The sequence below is a fragment of the Aurantimonas sp. 22II-16-19i genome (genome assembly GCF_002088275.1).
Classification (GTDB): Bacteria; Pseudomonadota; Alphaproteobacteria; order Rhizobiales; family Rhizobiaceae; genus Jiella.
On sequence record NZ_AQQS01000034.1, the window covers coordinates 42,926 to 61,829 of the forward strand.

Below are 18,904 nucleotides of genomic sequence, written 5' to 3' on the forward strand. Positions count from 1 at the left end.
TCGCCGGTCGTCGCGTCACCTCCGGCGCCGTGCCAAGACGCCGGCCCGGCCTGCCGCCCACACCCGAGGATCGCTCGCCCCCGAGATCGCCGGCCGCCTCAGGCCCGGTAGCGCTCGACGGCGGTCAGCCACTGGACGATCGGCTCGACGTCGCGGCGATAGATCTCCTCGCGCAGGAACCGGCATTCGGCGTCGAAGCCGTCCTCCTCGATCTCGGTCCACCAGCTCTTCGGCCGGCCGTCATTGCCGTCGTTCCAGCGATAGCCCCTCGCCTTCAGGGCATCCTTCAGCTCGAACGGGCTGCCGACGGCGAAGATGCGGCCGCGGCGCCGGCCGGCCGAGGCGACGAGAGCGGAGAAAGCGCTCGGCCCCGCCGCGTCGCGGCGGAAATCCAGGACCTCGAGCAGCGCGTGGCAGTCGTCCACCGCCCGGTGGCCGTTGTGGAACCAGCCGCACTGGCCGATGAGATAGGTGAGCTTCGATCCCTCGAAGCCGAGTGCGGTCCAGTCGACCTCGGCCACCGAGCAGGCCCAGGCTTTGGCGTCGAAGCCCGGCGCGAAGCGCTCGCAGAAGGGCCGGTCGAACTTGGCATTGTGGGCGATGACGAGATCGGCCGGCGCGATGAACTCGGCGACGGCGGCGGGATCGATGGCCTTGCCCGCCACCATCTGGTCGGTGATCCCGGTGATCCGCGTGATCTCCGGCGGGATCGGAACGCCCGGCTCGCGCAGCGCGTCGAACACCCTCACCACGTCGCGGATGCCGGCGTCGTCATAGGTGAACATCACCATGCCGAGCTCGATGATCTCGGCGCTGCGGCAGTCGAGGCCGGTCGTCTCGGTGTCGAGGATGACGCCGATCTTCTCACCCGGGGCAAGACGATCCGGCGACCAGCCGGCAAGCACCGGCCGCGCTTCCAGCCGCCGCAGCACCCGGTAGGCGCCAGTGGCCTCCAGCTGCCGCGCCATCGCCTCGGGCTCCTGCGGGACAACCGGCCGGAGCGAATTGCGGGACGCACGTTTGGCGCCGGGCACGGCGGAGAGGGGCTCCGAGCCGGCGCCCGGGGCGAAGAGATCGAACTGTCGCATGTTGGCGGCTGTCATCGTCCCGCTTCTAGCGCAGCGGCGGCGGCCATGGGAGATGCCCGGCGCGGTCAAAACCGCGAGAGGCCGCGTCTATCCCCGGCTTTTTCGTCGGGATTTCAGGCCCGGCCCGCCATTGCCGCCCATCGCCGCCCATGCCGGCCGGTCAATATCCCCGCGCGGCGTCCGCGAGGTCCGGCACCGGCTCGCCCGCCTCGAAGCGCTGCAGATTGGCCGCGATCAGCCGGCCGCCGGTCGCCGCGTCGATCTGCGAGGCGATGTGCGGCGTCACGGTGATCGCCGGATGGCTCCAGAACGGATGGCCCGCCGGCAGCGGCTCCTGATGGAAGACGTCGAGGGTCGCCTGCTTGATCTGGCCCGCCTCCAGCGCCGCGAGGAGGTCGTCGTCGACGAGATGCGCGCCCCGCGCGCAGTTGATCAGGCAGGCGCCCGGCGCCAGCTGCGCGAACAGCGCCCCGTCGAGGATGCCGGTGGTCTCGGCGGTGAGCGGCAACAGGTTCACCAGGATCTCCAGCCCGTCGAGGAAGGCCGGCAGCCCGGCCGCGCCGGCAAACGTCTCGACCCCGTCGATGGCCTTGGCGCCGCGCGACCAGCCTCTGGTGGCAAAGCCGAGGCCGGCGAGCGTGCGCGCCGCATCCGCCCCGAGATTACCGAGGCCCATGACGCCGACCTTGCGGTTCGGCGCGACGGGCACGACGATCTGGTGCCAGTCCCGCTCCGCCTGGGCCTGGAGCTGACGCGGCATGTCCCGGTGATGGCGCAGGACGTGCAGCGCGACGTATTCGCGCATGCGCTGGGTGAGGTCGGCGCCGACGGTGCGGATGATCGGCACGTTGCCCGGTAGCTCGGCATCGGCCAGCACGTGGTCGATGCCGGCCCCGACCGAGACGATGGCCTTGAGGTTTGAAAACCGCGCGAGATCGCCGGTGCGCGGCCGCCAGACCACGGCATAGGCGACCGTCTCGCGATCCTCGATCTCGACCAGCGGCCGGACGCTCCAGCCGGGCAAGAGCTCGGCCAGCGTCCGGCACCACCACCGCGTCTTCTCGAGATCCGGCAGATAGACGGCAACGGTCATCAGGGTCCTTTCCATGGGTGCCGCAAGCTCCGGCGGGATCGTCAGTCGTGGAGGCCGGGGGCGACGTGGTCGCGGATCAGACCGACGCCGATGGCGACGAGCTTGTCGGCGAGCGCCTTGCCGGTCGCGGCGCTGGCAAGCTGCGGGTCGCAGCCATAGGCGCCGGTCGTCGTCGCCTCGATCGCCTCGATCGGCACCTGGATGTCGGCGCCGGCATAGCTGATCGAGGAAAAGCCGGAGACCGCCATGCCCTTGACGCTCGCCCCGGTCGGGGCCGGCCGCATCAGGTCGGGGCGCAAGAGATCGGGATAGAAGTGCAGGCCGATCGAGGTCAGCGGATCGCCGCCATGGCCGGAGCTTCTGGCCGCCGTCTCCTTCCCGACGATCTCCGGCAGGAGCCCGTAGGAGACCTTCCAGAGATACAGCGAGGGGACGAACAGCCCGGCCTTCTGGCGCCAGCGCAGCGCCACCTCGGTGATCGCCGGCACGTTGCCGCCATGGCCGTTGACGATCATCAGCTTCTTGATGCCGTGGCGCTCGAGGCAGGCGAACATGTCGTCGAGAATGGCGACGAGGGTTGTGTGGGAGATCGAGATGCCGCCATGGGAGGATTCGAAATAATCCTTGCCGCCGAACGGAATGACCGGCGCCGTGAAGACCTTCAGCCCCTCGGTCCGGGCTGCCTTCGCCATCTCGTCGGCCATGATCTCGGCGGCCATGTAGTCGCCCATCGGCGCGTGGATGCCCTGGTCCTCCAGCGAGCCCATCGGCAGGAGGACGACGGCGTCGGAGGTCAGCTCTTCGCGGGCTTCCTGGGATGTGAGGTGGGCGATCCGGATCTTGTCGGTCATGGCTGGTCCTTGCGGCTGGGATGGGCGCGCGCCGGGCTCAAAGCCCCGGCTCGTAGCGCCAGTTGACGTGAAGCTCGGAGACGCTGGCGGTGTTGGGCAGCGCCACCACCTCCGCGACCAGCCGGGCGAGGTCTTCGGGCTGGGTGATCTCGTGGCGCGGCAGCTCGTCGTGGTGGCTGGTCATGTCGGTGGCGACGAAGCCGGGGCAGACGGCGCAGGCCCGCACCCCCTCGTCCCAGCCGGCGCGGCGGGCGGCATGGGAGAGGGCGACGGCGGCGTGCTTGGTCATCTGGTAGCCGGCGCCGAGGCCGAGCACCCGCTTGCCCGACAGCGAGGCCAGGGTGACGATGCGGCCCCGCCCGGACCGGCAGAGCGCGGGAAGCGCCGCGCGGGTGAGGCGGAACGGCGCCTTGACGTTGATCGCGAGCAGCGCCTCGAGGGCGTCTTCCATCTCGGCGTCGTCCTGCGGCGGCTCGGGCATCAGCTTCAGGTCGCGGGAGATGCCGGCATTGTTGACGAGGACGTCGATGCGCCCGGCCGCCTCCAGCGTCGCCTCGACGAAGCGCCGCGCCGCACCGGCATCGGCGGCGTCATAGGGGGTGACGATCGGATCGCCCGCCGTCAGCTCCTCCGGCAGGCTCGCCGGGTCGCGCAGGCCGAGGGACAGGCGGTAGCCTCTGCCGGCGAGTTCGCGGGCGATGGCAAGGCCGATGCCGCGATTGCCGCCGGTGATCATCGCGATGGGTCGGGTCATGGATGGGCTCCCGTCGAAAGATGGGCCGGCCCGGCCTTGATGCAGCGGACGTTCCAGCCGGGCTCGTAGGGGGAAAGGTCGGGGACCGCCTCGGCGCATTCGGGCGAAGCGATCGGGCACCGCGTGCGGAAGGCGCAACCCGACGGCGGATCGGCCGGGCTCGGCATCTCGCCGGAGAGCACGTGGCCCTCATCGGCCTTGCGGGCCGAGATCGACGGCGTCGCCGCCATCAGCGCCCGCGTATAGGGATGGGCCGGCGCGCCGAACACCTTGTCGCTCGGCCCCTCCTCGACGATCCGGCCGAGATACATCACCACCGCCCTTGTCGACAGATGCCGCACGACATGCAGGTCGTGGGCGATGAACAGCATGGCGAGGCCGAGATCGCGCCTCAGATCGGCGAGGAGGTTCACCACCTGCGCCTGGATCGACACGTCGAGGGCGGAGACCGGCTCGTCGGCGACGATGAAGTCCGGCCGTGTCGCCAGCGCCCGCGCCACGGCGATGCGCTGGCGCTGGCCGCCGGAAAACTCGTGCGGCCGGCGCTTCGCCGCGCTCTTCTGGAGGCCGACGACGTCGATCAGCCGGGCGACCTCCGCCTCGATCCCGGCTTTCGGGACGATGTGATGGACGCGCAGGCCGTCGGCGATCTGGGCGCCGACGCTGCGGCGCGGGTCGAGGGAGCCGAACGGGTCCTGGAACACCATCTGCATGCGCCGCGCGAGCGCTCGCCGCTCGGCACCGGAGACGCCGGCAAGATCCCGGCCCTCGAAGCGGATCGAGCCGGCGCTGGGTGTCTCCAGCCCCAGCACCATCCGCCCGAGGGTGGACTTTCCGCAGCCCGATTCGCCGACGACGCCGACGGCCTCGCCCTTTGCGACGGCGAGCGAGACGTCGCGCACGGCAAAGACGTCCCGGCTTCTGCCGAACAGGCCGCTGCGCATCGGGAAATTGCGCGACAGGCGGTCGGCCTCGACGAGCGGGGTGCCGGTCATGTGACCTCCTCGAAGCGCAGGCAACGGATGCGGCGATCGGCTTGCGGCCGGAACTCCGCCGGCGGCGCCTCGCGGCAGATCGCCTCGGCATGGTCGCAGCGCGGCGCGAAGCGGCAGCCGGGAGGCATGTGGCCGGGGGCGGGGACGGTGCCGGGGATGGCGACGAGGCGCGCGGCGCCGCCTTCGGGGACCGAGCCGATCAGCGCGGCGGTATATGGATGGCGGGGCCGCGCGAACACTGCCTCGACCGGGCCCTCCTCGACCAGCTCGCCCGCATACATCACCGCGACGCGGTCGGCGATCTCGGCGACGACGGCGAGATTGTGGGTGACGAAGACGACGCCCATCTCGGGATTGTCGTGCTTGAGGTCGGCGATCAGCGCCAGGATCTGCGCCTGGATCGTCGGGTCGAGGGCGGTGGTCGGCTCGTCGGCGAGGAGCAGCTTCGGCCGGTTGGCGACGGCGATGGCGATCATCGCGCGCTGGCGCTGGCCGCCGGAGAGTTCGTGCGGATAGGCCCGCGCCCGTCGCTCCGGGTCGGGAATGCCGACCCGTTTCAGCAGCGCCACCGCCTCTGCCGCCGCCTGCGCGCGGGTCACGGGGCGATGGGCGAGGATCACCTCGGCGAGCTGGTCGCCGATGCGGTGGACCGGGTTGAGCGCGGCGCTGGCGTCCTGGAACACCATGGAAATCTCGTCGCCGCGCAGGCGCCGGTGGCCGTCCTCGTCTTCGGCGAGGAGATCGACCGCCGTCCCGTCGCGCCGGACATAGGTGGCGGTTCCCGCGGTGACGGCGAGGACGTCCGGCAACAGCCCGGTGATGGCGAGGCTGGTCAAAGTCTTGCCCGAGCCGCTCTCGCCGACCAGCGCCAGCGTCTCGCCGGGTCGCACGGCGAGCGAGACGTCGCGCACGAGCTCCATGCCCGAGCCGACGCCGCCCGGCCTGTCGAGGGCGATGGTCAGGCCCTCGATCGACAGGAGATCGGCCGGTGCAGCGCCCGGCTTGCCCGTCTCGCCGGCCGCGTCGCCGGCCGCCGCCCGCTGCGGGTCGGCGGGGCGAAAGGCCTGGCGCTGCGGGCGCGGGGCGGCTTTGCTCCGGCGCAGCCAGATCGCCCCGCCCGCCGGCACGGCGCGCGGATCGAGGACGCTCTGCAGCCGGTCGCAGAGGAGGTTGAAGGTGAGGATCGTGCCGGCGAGCGCCAGCGACGGCCAGACCAGCAGCATCGGCGCCTGCTCCATGGCGCCCCGCGCCGAGCGGATCATCAGCCCCCAGGAGGGCGTCGGCGGCACCACGCCGAGGCCGAGAAAGCTGAGGCCGCTCTCGATGACGATGGCCGAGGCGATCACCAGCGAGATCTGCACGACCAGCGGCGGCAGGACGTTGGGCAAAAGCGTGCGCAGCACGATCGTCATCGGATGGGTGCCGAGCGCCCGCTGGGCGGTGACGAAGTCGAGGCCGCGCACCTGCAGCGTCGCGGCATAGACGACGCGGGCGTAGTTCGGCGTGTAGAGGATGGTCAGCGCCAGGATCAGCGGCCAGAAGCCGGCGCCGAGAATGGTGACGACGAGCAGCGCCAGGAGCAGCGGCGGCAGGCAGAGCACCACCTCGGCGGCCCGCACCGTGACGAGCTCGACCAGCCCGCGAAAATAGCCGCCGAGAAGCCCGAGCGCCGCGCCGATCAGTGCCGCCGCCAGCGCCGAGCCGATGGCGATCGACAGCGACGCCCGCGCCCCGAAGATCAGCCGCGTGAGGACGTCGCGGCCGAATTCGTCCTGGCCGAGCCAGTGCTGCAGCGACGGGCCGGCGAAGCGGTGGGGGATGTCCATGGCCCGGACGTCGGCGAGCGGCAGGATGGGCGCGAGCAGCACCAGGGCCAGGATGACGGCGATGATCGAGACCGGCAGGATCAGCTTGCGCATCGCGTCACCGGGTCAGGCTGATGCGCGGATCGAGCACCGCATAGACGATGTCGACGACGAGGTTGAGGAAGACGAAGAGGATCGAGATCACCATCACGATGCCGACGACTTCGGGGTAATCGCGGGCATCGACGGCGCTGACCAGATAGCCGGAGAGGCCCGGCCAGTTGAACACGAACTCGACCAGCACCGTGCCGCCGATCAAGGTGCCCATCTCCAGCCCGAGCACGGTCAGCACCGGGATCATCGCGTTGCGCACCACGTGCCGCCGCAGGATTTTCGCGCGCGAGAGCCCCTTGGCCCTTGCGGTGCGCACATAGTCGCGCTCGAGGACGTCGAGGACGGAGGCCCGCGTCATCCGCGCGATGACCGCCCAAAGCGCCAGCGCCACCGTTCCGGCGGGCAGCATCAGCAAGAGGAGGTGGCGGAGCGGATCGACGGCGAATGGCACGTAGCCGCCGGCCGGAACCAGCCGCAGCTCCTGGGCGAAGACGAGGATCACCACCGAGCCGACGACGAAGACCGGGGTCGAGAGCGCCAGCGATGACAGGAAGGAGATGAGCGTGTCGATCCAGCCGCCGGCCCGGATCGCCGCCAGCGTTCCCGCAGGAACCCCGAGCGCCACGGCGATCAGCGCGGCGGCGAGGATCACCTCCAGCGTGCGCGGCAGGCGCTGGACGATCTGTCCCGTCACCGAGGCGCCGTCGCGGAACGACGTCCCGAGATCGCCGGTGACGAGCCCGCCGATGTGGTGGGCGTATTGCAGCCACAAGGGATCGTCGAGACCCAGCCGCTCGCGCAGATTCGCGACCGCCTGCGGGTCGGCGGCGGTGGAGCCCTGGCTGAGCAGCAGCTCGGCCGGATCGCCCGGCACGAGATGCAGGAGCAGGAACACCAGCGTCACCACGATCCAGACCAGGAAGACGGCGAGCAGGCTGCGATAGGCGATGTAGCGCAACATCGGCCGGCCTCAGCCGAGGACCGTCTCTTCCAGGGTCTCCGGCGAATAGAAGCAGAGCTGGCCGGGCATGTTGGTGAAGCCGGAAACACCGGCCTTCATCGCAAAACCCTGCGAGCGCCAGGCGAGGCCTGCGATCGGCGTCGTCTCCAGCGCCTTCTCCTCCATCTGGTGGTAGATCGTCTTGCGCTCGGCCGCGTCGAAGGTCTGGCGGCCCTTGGCGAGGAGTTCGGTGATCTCCGGCGTCTTCAGGCCGTAGCTGCGCACGAAGCTCGCCGGCAGCGCGCCGTCGATCAGCTGGGTCATGCCGTCCGGATCGTTGTTGGAGGCGGTGGTGCCCATCACGGCGAGGTCGTACTGGCCCTGGTTGCCCTTCTGGACGCGGGTCGCCCATTCCGGCAGGTCGAGCTTGGCATTGATCCCGACCATCGACAGATAGGCCTGGCAGACCTCGGCGGTGCTCTGGTGCATGCCGTACTGGGCGGTGGCCAGCATGGTGCAGTCGAAGCCGTTCGGATGCCCCGCCTCGGCGAGCAGCGCCATCGCCTTGTCCGGGTCGTAGGCCCAGCCGTTGGCGAGATCCTCGTTGTAGTAGTCCGAGCCCTGGGCCAGCGGCAGGTGTTCGAGCGCGCTGCCGCGGCCGTAGAAGGCGGCGGCGACGATGTCCTCGCGCTTGATCGCATGGGCGACGGCGCGGCGCACCCGCGGATCGTCGAAGGGCGGGCGCTCGGCGTTGAAGGTCAGATACATGAACGGCCCGTCGACGGCGTCGAGCTTCAGGCGCTCGTTGGCCTCGATCTGCTCCATCGCCTGCCAGGGCACGTATTCGATGAGGTCGACGTCGCCGGCGTCGAGCGCGGCGACCCGCAGGTTCTCGTCGGCATAGACGATGACCTCGACCCCGGCGAGCTTCGGCAGGCCCTCCTTGTAGTAGCCGTCGAAGGCCGACAGGCTCAGCGACACGCCGCGATCGGTCTTGTCGAGCTTGAAGGGGCCGGCGCCCATCGTCGTGTCCGGCGCTTCGCCCTTCTTGATCATCGGCATGTTGAAATGGGCGAACCAGCCGGGCAGCACCGCCGAAGGCTTGTCCGTCGTCATCAGCACGGTCTTGTCGTCCGGCGTCTCGACCTTGACGATCGACTGCAGCTCGCCGCGGAAGAAGGCGGTGGAATCGGGCTTGGCCGCCTCGGCGACGTTCCAGGCGATGTCCTCGGCGGTGACGGGCGAGCCGTCGTGCCAGCGGGCGTCGCGCAGCTTGAAGGTCCAGGTTCCCGCGTCGTCGACCGCGAAGCTCTCGGCGAGCTCGCCGCGCATCGTGCCGTCCGGCGCAAAGCCGAGGAGGCCGCGATGCATCAGGAGCTTGACCGTGCCGGCCGCCGAGCCCGAGGAGGCCCAGGCGTCGAAGCTCGGCGGATAGGCGGACAGCCCGAAGCGCAGCGTGCCGTTGGTCTCGGCCCGCAACCCCTTCGGGCCGACGAAGGCGAGGGCACCGGCGGCGGCGCTGGTGGCGAGGAAGCTGCGGCGGTTGAGGCGCATCGTCATTTCGCTGTCTCCATGCTCGTGGCCGGGCATCGGCTGGCCGGTTGGAAGATGTCGCCGCGTCGTCACTCCGCCGCGATCAGGTCGTTGCGGCCGTCGGCCTCGATGGCCGACGGTGCGCGGTCTGCCGGCGGGCCGTAGCCGCCGCCGCCGGGGGTGACGATCTCCAGCCACTCGCCGGCGCGAAGGGTTCCGACGCCGCGCTCGAAGGGGGCGGCGGAAGGCGAGACGGCGAAACTGCCGCCGGCGCCCGGCTCGCCGCCGAGAAGGCCCCAGCTGGTCGAGAGGATGCGGGTGATGTCGACGCGCACCATGCAGTCCTCGGTCGCCCGGTAGACCCGGCGAAGGCCCATGCCGCCGCGATGGGTGCCGCCGCCGCCGGAGCCGTCGACCAGCTCGTAGCGTTCCAGTATCAGCGGATACTCGACCTCCAGCGCCTCCACCGGCAGGTTGGAGGTGTTGGTGGCGTGGACGTGGATGCCGTCGAGGCCGTCGGCCGTGGGCCGCGCCCCGCCGCCGCCGCCGATGGTCTCCAGATAGACCCAGTAGTGGCCGGCCTCCGGCCCGCTCGTCCGCGTGCCCGAGAAGGTCGCGACCGAGCAGCCGGAATTGGTGCAGGCCGACACCTTTTTTGGAGCCGCTTGCGCCAGTGCCCCGAGGATCAGGTCGGCGACCCGCTGGCAGGTCTGGACGCGGCCGTTGACGGCGGCCGGGTGCGAGCAGGAGAGGAGGCTGCCCTGGGGCGCCCGGACGGTGATCGGCCGGGCGAGGCCGGCATTGGGCAGGACGGTCGGATCGACCACGGACTTGACGATGTAATAGGCGGTGGCGAGCAGCGCCGTGCGGGTCATGTTGATGCCCGAGCGCACCTGCGGCGGCGCCTCGAAGTCCAGCGCGATCTCGTCGCCGGTGATGGTGACGGTCACGGCGAGCGGGATCGGATCGTCGAAGTCGAGGGTGTCGAAGACGTCCTCGAAACGCCAGGACCCGTCCGGCAGCGCGGCGATGCCGGCCCGCATCTTGCGCTCGGCATAGTCGAGCAGCGCCTTGCCGGAGGCGAGCACCGTTCCGGTGCCGTGCTTGGCGCAAAGCTCGGTGAAGCGCCGGACCCCCACCCGGTTGGCGGCCATCTGGGCGCGCAGGTCCGACAGTCGCTCGCGCGGCACCTGGCAGTTCAGGAGGATCAGGTCCTGCACGTCCTTCTGCAACTCGCCCGCCCGCCAGAGCCGGATCGGCGGGATGCGCAGGCCTTCCTGGTAGATGTGGGCATGGGCCCGGTCGACGAAGTCGGAATGGTGGGCGAGATTGACCGTCCAGGCGACGAGGTCGCCGTCGATGAAGATCGGCTCGGCGAGGACGATGTCCGGCAGGTGGGTGCCGCCGCCCTTGTAGGCGTCGTTGCCGACGAAGACGTCCCCCGGCCGCATCTCGGCCGCGTCGTGCAAAGCGAGCACCATCGGGATGAAGTCGAGGAAGCTGCCGAGATGCACCGGGATGTGCTCGGCCTGGCAGAGGGTCCGGCCGTCCCGGTCGAACAGCGCGGTCGAGCAGTCCCGCCGCTCCTTGATGTTGGTCGAATAGGAGGCCCGCACCAGCGCCTCGCCGGTCTCCTCGACGATGGAGGAGAGGGCGGCGCCGATGACCTCCACGGTGATCGGGTCGAGGGCGATCGTATCGAGCGTCGCCGGTTCCGGCGCCTGTGGGGCGTCATTCATCGCGGCAGCTCCAGGATGAGGTTTTCGAGCCCGTCGACCGTGGCGGTGACGCCGGGCGGGACGAGGGTGGTGGTGTCCATCTGCTCGACGATCGCGGGGCCGCAAAACGCCATGCCGGGGCGCAGCGCCGCGCGGGCGTAGATGGCGCTGTTCGCAAAGCCCCCCGTCTCGGGAAACCAGATCTCGCGCCGGCCGGTGACGGCGGGCGACGCGTCTTGCGGCCCGAGCGGCAGCATCGGCAGCTCGGCCTTCTTCACGAGCCCCAGCGCCTCGGCCCGGAAGGTCACGCAGAGGATGCGCTCCCCCTCGGCGGCAAAGCCGTACATGCGGATATGGGCGGCGGTGAAATCCTCCCGCAGCTTCTCGATGCTGGCTTCGGTGATCTCGCCGGCGGGGACGGGAACCGTCAGCTCGTAATTCTGGCCCTCGTAGCGAAGGTCGACGCTCTGCGTCGCGCGCCGCGCCTCCGGCGCGATCCTCTCGGTCTCGAACCAGCGGCCGGCCTCGGCCCCCACCGCACGCACCGCCGCGCCGATGGCGGCGATGTTTTCGGCCTCGAGCGGGATCAGCCGGGTGGCGGAGAAATCGGCGCGCAGGTCGGTGAGGAGCAGCCCCATGGCGCAGAGGATGCCGGGATTGCGCGGCACGATGACCCGGGCGATGTCGAGTTCGGCGGCAAGCCGCACCGCATGCAGCGGGCCGGCGCCGCCGAAGGCCATCAGCGCGTAGTCGCGCGGATCGTAGCCCTTCTGCACCGAGATCACCCGGATCGCCCGCGCCATGTTGGCGGTGACGACCGAGATGATCCCCTGGGCGGTCTCCATCGGCTCCATGCCGAGCCGTGCGGCGAGCCTGGCGATGGCTTCCAGCGCCAGGTCGCGGCGCACCGCCATGCGGCCGTCGAGGAGATGGGTGGGGTTGAGCACCTGCAGGACGATGTTGGCGTCGGTCACCGTCGGCTCGCTGGCGCCCTTGCCGTAGCAGACGGGGCCCGGATCGGCGCCGGCGCTCTGGGGGCCGACCTTCAGGAGCCCGCCGCTGTCGATCGCCGCGATCGAGCCGCCGCCGGCGCCCACCGTGTGGATGTCGAGCATCGGCGCCTTGATCGGATAGCCGTGGACGACGCTCTCGTTGGTCTGGGTGATCTTGCCGCCGGTCATCAGCGCGACGTCGGAGGAGGTGCCGCCCATGTCGAAGGTGATGACGTCGAGATGGCCGGATCTGGCGCCGATCGCCTCGGCCGCGACGACGCCGGTCGAGGGGCCGGAGAGGACGGCGCGCACCGGCGTCTCGGCCGCCGCCTCGAAGCCGACGACGCCGCCGTTCGACTGGGTGAGATGCGGTGCCGCCACAAGTCCCATCTCGCCGAGCCGCGTCGTCAGCCGCCGGATGTAGCGCTGCATGATCGGGCCGAGATAGGCGTTGACCGTCGCCGTCGACAGCCGCTCGAACTCGCGGAATTCCGGCGCGATCTCGTGGCTGGCGCAGATGAAGGCGTCCGGCAGCTCCTCGGCGACGATGGCCTTCGCCGCCTTCTCGTGGGCCGGATTGACGAAGGCATAGAGGAACGAGATGGCGACTGCCGCGACGCCGTCCTTCGCGAAGGCCCTGGCCGCCTCGCGCACGGCCGCCTCGTCGAGCGGCGTTTCGACGGCGCCGGTGTGAAGGATGCGCTCGCGCACTTCCCGGCGCAGATAGCGCGGCACGAGGACCGGCGGCTTCTCGGCGAAGAGGTCGTAGAGGTCGGGCCGCTTCTGGCGGCCGATCTCCAGAAGGTCGCGGAAGCCGTCGGTGGTGATCAGCCCGACCTTGGCGCCGCGATGGGTGATCAGCGCGTTGGTCGCCACCGTCGTGCCATGGCCGAGATAGGCGATCGCGCTGGCGGGCGAGGCGCATTCGCGCATGCCCTCGCTGATCCCTTCGAAGATGCCGCGGGAGGGATCGTCCGGCGTCGAGGAGACCTTCCAGACCCGCATGGCGCCGGAGGCTTCGTCGAACATGCACACGTCGGTGAAGGTGCCGCCGGAATCGACGCCGACGCGCCAGCTTGCCCGCAATCCGTCGGTCTCGCCCATTTCCGTCTGGCCTCGTTCATGTATACTTGACGTATAACACTCCAGTCGGGCACGCTGCGCAATCCCCTTTCTCATAAAAAATGAGCAGCGTGGGAAAGTGACTGAGGAATGGGCATTTGCCCGAAATGACGACGGAACCGGGAGACGGGCCGGAATGGCGGCGGCATCGGACGACGAGACGACCGGCGGGCGGGCGACGAGGCCCGCCGGCCAGCGCGCCTATGCCGCGATCCGCGCCGGCATCCTCGGCGGCGCCTTTCCGCCCGGCGGCTTCATCGAGGAGGGTCAGGCCTGCGAGCTGACCGGCGTCTCCCGCACCCCGGTGCGCGAGGCGCTGACGCGGCTCGCCGCCGAGGGCTTCGTCGAGCTGCATCCGCGCCGCGGCGCCATGGTCCGGCCGCTGCTCGGCTCGGAGCTGCGGGACCTTCTGGAAGTCCGCCGGATGATCGAGAGCCATGCCATCCGGCGCATCTGCGAGGACCGGCGGGCGGTTCCCGGCTGCCTCTACGGCCTCTGCGAGACCCGCGAGGCGGCTTCAGTCGACGACCTTTTGACCAGCGTCGAGATCAACACGCGGTTCCACCACGGCATCGTCGAGGCGGCCGGCAACGGCGTCCTCACTAAGGCCTATGAGGGCCTCCATGCCAGCCTCGGCCGCGCCAGCATGCTGTCCCTGCAGATGAAGTTCGGCGATTCCGACCTCATCAACCAGGAACACCGGGAACTCCTCGACGCCCTGTCGGCCCATGACGCCGAGGCGGCGCTCGCCGTCCTCCAGCGGCATCTGAGGCCGATCCCGCAGCTGATGGCGGTGTTGCCCGCCTGAGAAGCCGTCCCCGACATGGACAGTCCGCCTCGATCGATCCCCGTCCCGACAGAAGGCCCTTCGCCCATGAGTGCGCCCATGAGTGCCCGTCTCTTCACCCCCTCCAAGACGCCGGCCTCGGGATCCGGCGGCATGGTCGTCACCAATCATCCGCTCGGCTCGGCCGCCGGCTTCGAGATCCTGGCGGCGGGCGGCAACGCCGTCGACGCGGCGATCGGCGGGCTGTTCGCGCTCTGCGTGGTCGAGCCGATGATGGTCGGCATCGCCGGCGGCGGCCTGATGCATCTGCGCACGCCGGACGGCCGGCATGTGATCGTCGACGCGCTCGCCCATGCGCCGGCCGCCGCCCATCCGGAGATCTACGAGCCGGTCTCCGACACCCCGCCGGACCACATGGAGACGAAGCACCGGCGCAGCGCCATCGGCCCCTCGGCGGTGGCGGTGCCCGGCAATCTCGCCGGTTGGTGCGAGACGCAAGGCCGCTTCGGCAGGCTGTCGCTGGCCGACGTCCTCGCCCCGGCGATCCGCCTCGCCGAACGCGGCTTTGCCATCACCCACTATCTCGCCGGCGCCATCGCCGAGAACGCCGCCGATCTCGCCCGCGACCCGGCGATCGCCGCGCTCCTGATGCCCGGCGGCGCGCCGCTGCGGCCCGGCGACCGGCTGGTCCAGGGCGACTTCGCGGCCACCCTCCGGCTCATCGCCGGGCAGGGCGCCGCAGCGCTCCACGGCGGCGAGCTCGGCGAAGCGCTCGCCCGCCGCATCGCCACCGGCGGCGAGGATGCCGGCTGGCTCACCCTTCAGGACCTGCGCGACTACCGGACCCGCGAGCGCGCGGCGATCACCGGCACCTATCGCGGCCATGAGATCGTCGGCCCGCCGCCGCCGGCCTCCTCCGGCGTCCATATCGCCGAGATGCTGAACATCCTCGAGCCCCACGACGTCGCCGCCATGGGCTTCGGCACACTCGAAAGCCTGCACCTCGTCGCCGAGACGATGCGGATCGGCTTCGAGGACCGGCGGGCGGCGAGCGGCGACCCGGACTTCGTCGAGATCGACGTCGAGACCCTCATCTCCAAAAACTACGCCCGGCTCTGCCAGGCGCGGCTGCGCGAGCGGGGCGGGCCGGTCCCGGCGCCGGCCGCTGGCCGCGAATCCGCCGACACCACCCATGTCACCGTCGCCGACCGGGACGGCTTCGTCGTCAGCGCCACCCACACGATCAACGGCCTCTTCGGCGCCAGATTCGTGGTGCCGGGCACCGGCATCATCCCCAACAACTACATGATGAACTTCGATCCCCATCCGGGCCGGGCGCTGTCGGTGCAGCCGAACAAGCGCGTGCCGACGTCGATGGCGCCGATGATGGTGCTGCGGGACGGCCGACTGCGCTTCGCGCTCGGCCTGCCCGGCGGCCTCCGGATCTTCCCTTCGGCCTTCCAGGCGATCGTCAATCTCCTCGACCACGGCATGGACCTCCAGAGCGCCATCGAGGCGCCGAGGATCTGGACCGAGGGCCAGGAGCTGGAGATCGAGCCGGCCTTCGAGCCGCTTGCCGCAGAGCTCGAGGCCCGTGGCCACCTGGTCCGGCGGGTGCCCCATGTCGGCGGCGGCATGAACGCGATTGCGTTCTCGGAGGACGGCACGATGACCGGCGCCGCTTGCTGGCGCGCCGACGGCACGGTCGCGGCGCTGGGCGGCGGCCTCGCAAGGCCCGGCGTCCGGTTCTGGCCCGACCGCGTGCCGCCGGTTTCCAGCTGACGCCGCAATGGCTCGTCGAAGGCCGGCCGTGCCGGCTCCCGGATCGACTGGCCCCGGCCCGTTGGCCTGACGCTCACGCCGATCCCGCCAAGCGGACACCGTCGCCATCTCGATGGCCTGGCTTCTGCCGGTGCCCGCCGATCCGGCTGACCGACGAAGCTGATTTCATCCCGCTCTATTGCGGGAAGAGCTCGACATGGGTTTCGGCGGTGCGGCCGAAATAGAGGACGCGGCGTCCCGGAAAGGAGACGAGGTAGCCCGCGCAGCCGAGGGCTTTCACGCGCTTGCAGAACGAGGCGTAGGAATAGTCCGGTGGGTCGGCCTGCGCCCAGCGGATCTGCGCGGCGATCTGCTCCCGGTCGAAGGGCAGGGCGACCGGCTCCTCCGACGGCCGGTTGCCCAGGACGACGCTGTCGCGATCGGGAAGAAAATAGGTGGTGGTGTTGCGGCGATAGTCGACCGCATAGCCCTCGAAGCCGGCTTCGATCAGCCGGCCGACGATCTGCGGAAAGGCCATCGTCTTGTCGTAGGCGGCGTTCAGGCAGTCTCCGGCAATTTTCGCGAGTGACGCGTCCACGGTGCATTCCCTTCCGGGTTCGAGCCTCGTCATTGCGGGGTTCATCGTCATTTTCATCGCAATCTCGATCGCCATCGCCGTCGCGATCAGTCGATCGGGACGCCCGTCAGCGCGCGGTCCCGGACGATCTTGCGCAGCAGCGCTTCAAGCTGCTGCCGCTCGTCCGGCGCGAGCGCGCCGAAGAAGGCCGCGTCGTTGTCGTCGGCCAGAGCGGCGAGGCGGGGCACGATCGCGCGGCCCGCGGCGGTCAGGGCCAGCCGGTGGGCGCGCCGGTCGCCCGGATTTGCCTGCCGCTCGGCGAGGGCCTTCTCGATCAGGCGGTCGGCCAGCTTGGAGATCGCCCCCCGCGTCAGCCCGAGACCATCCGCCAGCCGGGACGGCGCGACCGCCTCGACATCGTAGAGCGTTCTCAGGACGACCCACTCGGCGACCGTCACCCCCTCGCCCTCGACCCTGCGGGCGAAGCCATGGGAGGCGGCGTTGGAGGCTAGTCTCAGCCAGTAGCCGAGATGGTCCTCGAGATCCGAAGGCGGCGCATTCACGGTCGGGACCCTTCTTGATTGACTAGGAAACTACATCGTCGGAGTTTCCTGGTCAATCGGATCCCCGCGGGGAAAAATCCGCCCCATGCCACGCCGCGCGAACGGCGACCGCGCGACGCCGCGAGCCGGGAATCCTCAGTGAGAGATGGCGCATCGCAGACGATGAAACCGGGTATGTGTCCACCCTTGTTCCCATCGTCGTTCCGACTTCCGGCACCCGGCACCCGGCGCCGGCCTTGGAACCGCACCTGACCGCTGCGAACCCTGCATCGGTTGCAGCACGCCTCGGGGGAGGTGGGTCGGCGGCACGTCCGCGCGTCTATCCGTTGAGGCGCATCTTCCGGACGCGTCCGGTCATCCTGAAGCCGTCCCGTATGTTGAGGCCGAGCAGGGCGACGTTCACGAGGCCCGCCGCCAGTTCGACGGCCTGCACGACATAAAAGCTCGGATCGAACTCGGCGGCCTCGGCTTTCGCGGCGAGGAACAGCGCGGCGGGTATGAGAACCACCATTCCGTTTGCTGCAATGATCGGCATGCGTTTGATCTTGGCGCCGATGGCGCCGCCGCGCCGGCCCCTGGCAAGCGTGAAACCCGAGCCTCCGGCGATCATGAGAGCCGGGACCAGCAGCAGGAAGCCCCACGGGATGGCCGTCTTGACCGAGACGATCAGCTCGCGCGATCCCGACAGCTCGCTGAGAACGGTCGCGGTCCAGAATATCGCGATGGTGAGGATGGCGATGACGCCGGCAAGCGGGTGAAGGATCCGAGGCGCGGTCATCGTCAGGCGGTACAGAGGTTGGCGACCGGGAGTTTGCGGAAGAGGTGCGGCGCGGCGGTAGCGCTCGACGGATAATGCGCCAGCGCGGACGTGAATTCGGGATGCGAGAAGGCGGCCCGGAAATGCGCGACCGATTCCCAGACGGCGTAGTTGAGGAACAATCGGCCACCGCCCACGGCGCCGTGCAACTGGGTCGAGATGTAGCCCGGCTGACGCTTCATCCAGTTGGCGTCTGCTTCCCAGGCGCGCATCAGCGCCTCCGCGTCGCAGGCATCGACTTCGAACAGGTTGACCAGAACGACCGGTGCCTGATCCACGGCCAGCTGGGATTCAAGCGGGAGCGTTTCGTCCAGGGCTTTCAGGCGGAGCATCGCGCCCTCCCGTTGATGACAGCATGCTGTCATCAATAGTCGTTTGACAGCGTGTTGTCAACTGCGATAACTGGGCATGACCGATGACAAGCATTCCGCCGAGGGCGCGGTTCTGACCGACCTGGTGCTGGAGATCTTCCGCCTCAACGGGCGGCTCCTGGCCGCCGGGGATCGTCTGGTCGCGGATGTCGGGCTGACCAGCGCGCGCTGGCAGGTCCTGGGCGCGATCCACTACGGCGAAGACCCCCAGACGGTGTCCTGGCTCGCCCGAAGCATGGGCCTCACCCGCCAGGCCGTCCAGCGCGTCGTCAATGAGTTGGAAGCGGATGGACTGGTCGCGTTCAAGGCGAACCCGGCGCACCGGCGCGCGCAACTCGTGACCCTGACCCGCGAGGGACGAGCCGCCTATGCGGCGGCGGATCGTCGACAGACGTCGTGGGCCAACGCGCTCGCGGCAGGCTTCGACCGAGCCGAACTCGCCGCGGCCCTCGATCTTCTGAGCGCCATCCGCGGCAGGCTGGAGGCCGATGGCGGGTAACGCCATCGAGCGTCGCGATCCGTCGATTCCACCCCCTGCCACCGCGAGGTGCCAAGTGGCAGGTCAGCACGACTGCCGGCAACTCCACAGGCCTTTCGGCGCCATCGGCAGGTTGACCGATACCCGAAGAGGACCCGGCCCACAGGCTATCTGAAATGGAAATGGCGCGCCCGAAAGGATTCGAACCTCTGACCCCCAGATTCGTAGTCTGGTGCTCTATCCAGCTGAGCTACGGGCGCCCTGAAGCGAGCGACGAACCCTCAAGGCCGTCCTCGTTGGGGCGCTAGGTAGCCGCTCGCGGCGGCGAATGCAAGCACCCTTTTTCGTCATCGAACTGCAATCTTCGCGTCGGCCCTGAACTCCCGCCCGACTTGTCCCGGACATCGCCCGCCGCTTCGTCTCCGGCCCCGATCCCGCTTTCGCAGACCCGGCCCCGAACTGCGGGCCGGCCGCAGCCCCCGCACCTACCCCGCGCGGTGGCTGCGGCGGGTGCCTCGGCGCCGGGCACAAAGCCCTGCGCCGAG

At 70.1% G+C, this 18,904-nt stretch carries 17 protein-coding genes and 1 tRNA gene; 3 read left to right on the plus strand and 15 right to left on the minus strand.

Annotated elements, in window-relative coordinates; genetic code table 11:
• Positions 1-98 precede the first annotated feature (98 nt).
• The 10 genes from ATO4_RS21440 to ATO4_RS21485 all read right to left on the minus strand — a co-directional run bounded on the left by ATO4_RS21440 (position 99) and on the right by ATO4_RS21485 (position 12,987).
• On the minus strand, positions 99-1,103 hold the full coding sequence (locus ATO4_RS21440) for a 3'-5' exonuclease (protein ID WP_083593814.1): 1,005 nt from the start codon (positions 1,101-1,103) through the stop codon (positions 99-101).
• Between the two features lie 145 nt (positions 1,104-1,248).
• Positions 1,249-2,181, minus strand: a complete 933-nt coding sequence (locus tag ATO4_RS21445; protein ID WP_083593833.1) for a glyoxylate/hydroxypyruvate reductase A — start codon at positions 2,179-2,181, stop codon at positions 1,249-1,251.
• A gap of 41 nt (positions 2,182-2,222) precedes the next feature.
• Positions 2,223-3,032: a creatininase family protein gene (locus tag ATO4_RS21450; RefSeq protein ID WP_083593815.1), complete on the minus strand. Its 810-nt coding sequence runs from the start codon at positions 3,030-3,032 to the stop codon at positions 2,223-2,225.
• Positions 3,033-3,069: 37 nt separating this feature from the next.
• Positions 3,070-3,786, minus strand: coding sequence for an SDR family NAD(P)-dependent oxidoreductase (locus tag ATO4_RS21455; protein WP_083593816.1), 717 nt, complete (start codon positions 3,784-3,786; stop codon positions 3,070-3,072).
• Positions 3,783-4,781, minus strand: a complete 999-nt coding sequence (locus ATO4_RS21460; protein ID WP_083593817.1) for an oligopeptide/dipeptide ABC transporter ATP-binding protein — start codon at positions 4,779-4,781, stop codon at positions 3,783-3,785. The genes ATO4_RS21455 and ATO4_RS21460 overlap by 4 nt, the downstream gene beginning before the upstream one ends.
• Entirely contained in the window at positions 4,778-6,700 is a 1,923-nt protein-coding gene (locus ATO4_RS21465; RefSeq protein WP_083593818.1) for a dipeptide/oligopeptide/nickel ABC transporter permease/ATP-binding protein, read from the minus strand. The genes ATO4_RS21460 and ATO4_RS21465 overlap by 4 nt, the downstream gene beginning before the upstream one ends.
• 4 nt (positions 6,701-6,704) lie before the next feature.
• On the minus strand, positions 6,705-7,661 hold the full coding sequence (locus ATO4_RS21470; RefSeq protein WP_083593819.1) for an ABC transporter permease: 957 nt from the start codon (positions 7,659-7,661) through the stop codon (positions 6,705-6,707).
• 9 nt (positions 7,662-7,670) lie between these two features.
• The gene (locus tag ATO4_RS21475; protein WP_083593820.1) at positions 7,671-9,200 is read right to left on the minus strand and encodes an ABC transporter substrate-binding protein; all 1,530 of its coding nucleotides are present in this window, start codon (positions 9,198-9,200) and stop codon (positions 7,671-7,673) included.
• Positions 9,201-9,262: 62 nt separating this feature from the next.
• Positions 9,263-10,912 (minus strand): hydantoinase B/oxoprolinase family protein, encoded by a 1,650-nt coding sequence (locus ATO4_RS21480; RefSeq protein ID WP_083593821.1) that lies wholly within the window; start codon positions 10,910-10,912, stop codon positions 9,263-9,265.
• Positions 10,909-12,987 carry a hydantoinase/oxoprolinase family protein gene (locus ATO4_RS21485; protein ID WP_083593822.1) on the minus strand — a complete coding sequence of 693 codons (2,079 nt, stop codon included), beginning with the start codon at positions 12,985-12,987 and terminating at the stop codon, positions 10,909-10,911. The genes ATO4_RS21480 and ATO4_RS21485 overlap by 4 nt, the downstream gene beginning before the upstream one ends.
• Before the next feature lie 154 nt (positions 12,988-13,141).
• Between ATO4_RS21485 and ATO4_RS21490 the strand changes: the two genes are divergently transcribed.
• Together ATO4_RS21490 and ggt are read left to right on the plus strand one after the other, a co-directional pair.
• Positions 13,142-13,813, plus strand: coding sequence for a GntR family transcriptional regulator (locus tag ATO4_RS21490; protein WP_083593823.1), 672 nt, complete (start codon positions 13,142-13,144; stop codon positions 13,811-13,813).
• A gap of 78 nt (positions 13,814-13,891) precedes the next feature.
• Complete coding sequence (ggt, locus tag ATO4_RS21495; protein ID WP_139802608.1) at positions 13,892-15,574, plus strand: gamma-glutamyltransferase; 1,683 nt, start codon at positions 13,892-13,894, stop codon at positions 15,572-15,574.
• 175 nt (positions 15,575-15,749) lie between these two features.
• Here the strand turns inward: ggt and ATO4_RS21500 are convergent, their stop codons facing one another.
• The 4 genes from ATO4_RS21500 to ATO4_RS21515 form a co-directional block, all read right to left on the minus strand.
• The gene (locus tag ATO4_RS21500; RefSeq protein WP_245308876.1) at positions 15,750-16,151 is read right to left on the minus strand and encodes a DUF1398 domain-containing protein; all 402 of its coding nucleotides are present in this window, start codon (positions 16,149-16,151) and stop codon (positions 15,750-15,752) included.
• 86 nt (positions 16,152-16,237) lie between these two features.
• Positions 16,238-16,693, minus strand: coding sequence for a MarR family transcriptional regulator (locus ATO4_RS21505; protein WP_083593825.1), 456 nt, complete (start codon positions 16,691-16,693; stop codon positions 16,238-16,240).
• 319 nt (positions 16,694-17,012) lie between these two features.
• Positions 17,013-17,471 (minus strand): hypothetical protein, encoded by a 459-nt coding sequence (locus ATO4_RS21510; RefSeq protein WP_083593826.1) that lies wholly within the window; start codon positions 17,469-17,471, stop codon positions 17,013-17,015.
• A 2-nt stretch (positions 17,472-17,473) separates the two neighbouring features.
• Positions 17,474-17,842, minus strand: a complete 369-nt coding sequence (locus ATO4_RS21515) for an antibiotic biosynthesis monooxygenase family protein (protein ID WP_083593827.1) — start codon at positions 17,840-17,842, stop codon at positions 17,474-17,476.
• A 76-nt stretch (positions 17,843-17,918) separates the two neighbouring features.
• Here ATO4_RS21515 and ATO4_RS21520 point away from each other — a divergent pair, with 76 nt between their 5' ends.
• Positions 17,919-18,380, plus strand: coding sequence for a helix-turn-helix domain-containing protein (locus ATO4_RS21520; RefSeq protein ID WP_083593828.1), 462 nt, complete (start codon positions 17,919-17,921; stop codon positions 18,378-18,380).
• 162 nt (positions 18,381-18,542) lie between these two features.
• Here ATO4_RS21520 and ATO4_RS21525 read toward each other — a convergent pair.
• Positions 18,543-18,619: transfer RNA gene (locus tag ATO4_RS21525), tRNA-Arg, on the minus strand.
• Between the last annotated feature and the right edge of the window lie 285 nt (positions 18,620-18,904).

Excerpts from the sequence above, each read along its gene's own strand:
- ATO4_RS21440 (WP_083593814.1), bottom strand. The coding sequence starts at position 1,103 with ATGACAGCCGCCAACATGCGACAGTTCGATCTCTTCGCCCCGGGCGCC.
- ATO4_RS21445 (WP_083593833.1), bottom strand. The coding sequence starts at position 2,181 with ATGACCGTTGCCGTCTATCTGCCGGATCTCGAGAAGACGCGGTGGTGG.
- ATO4_RS21450 (WP_083593815.1), bottom strand. The coding sequence starts at position 3,032 with ATGACCGACAAGATCCGGATCGCCCACCTCACATCCCAGGAAGCCCGC.
- ATO4_RS21455 (WP_083593816.1), bottom strand. The coding sequence starts at position 3,786 with ATGACCCGACCCATCGCGATGATCACCGGCGGCAATCGCGGCATCGGC.
- ATO4_RS21460 (WP_083593817.1), bottom strand. The coding sequence starts at position 4,781 with ATGACCGGCACCCCGCTCGTCGAGGCCGACCGCCTGTCGCGCAATTTC.
- ATO4_RS21465 (WP_083593818.1), bottom strand. The coding sequence starts at position 6,700 with ATGCGCAAGCTGATCCTGCCGGTCTCGATCATCGCCGTCATCCTGGCC.
- ATO4_RS21470 (WP_083593819.1), bottom strand. The coding sequence starts at position 7,661 with ATGTTGCGCTACATCGCCTATCGCAGCCTGCTCGCCGTCTTCCTGGTC.
- ATO4_RS21475 (WP_083593820.1), bottom strand. The coding sequence starts at position 9,200 with ATGACGATGCGCCTCAACCGCCGCAGCTTCCTCGCCACCAGCGCCGCC.
- ATO4_RS21480 (WP_083593821.1), bottom strand. The coding sequence starts at position 10,912 with ATGAATGACGCCCCACAGGCGCCGGAACCGGCGACGCTCGATACGATC.
- ATO4_RS21485 (WP_083593822.1), bottom strand. The coding sequence starts at position 12,987 with ATGGGCGAGACCGACGGATTGCGGGCAAGCTGGCGCGTCGGCGTCGAT.
- ATO4_RS21490 (WP_083593823.1), top strand. The coding sequence starts at position 13,142 with ATGGCGGCGGCATCGGACGACGAGACGACCGGCGGGCGGGCGACGAGG.
- ggt (WP_139802608.1), top strand. The coding sequence starts at position 13,892 with ATGAGTGCCCGTCTCTTCACCCCCTCCAAGACGCCGGCCTCGGGATCC.
- ATO4_RS21510 (WP_083593826.1), bottom strand. The coding sequence starts at position 17,471 with ATGACCGCGCCTCGGATCCTTCACCCGCTTGCCGGCGTCATCGCCATC.
- ATO4_RS21515 (WP_083593827.1), bottom strand. The coding sequence starts at position 17,842 with ATGCTCCGCCTGAAAGCCCTGGACGAAACGCTCCCGCTTGAATCCCAG.
- ATO4_RS21520 (WP_083593828.1), top strand. The coding sequence starts at position 17,919 with ATGACCGATGACAAGCATTCCGCCGAGGGCGCGGTTCTGACCGACCTG.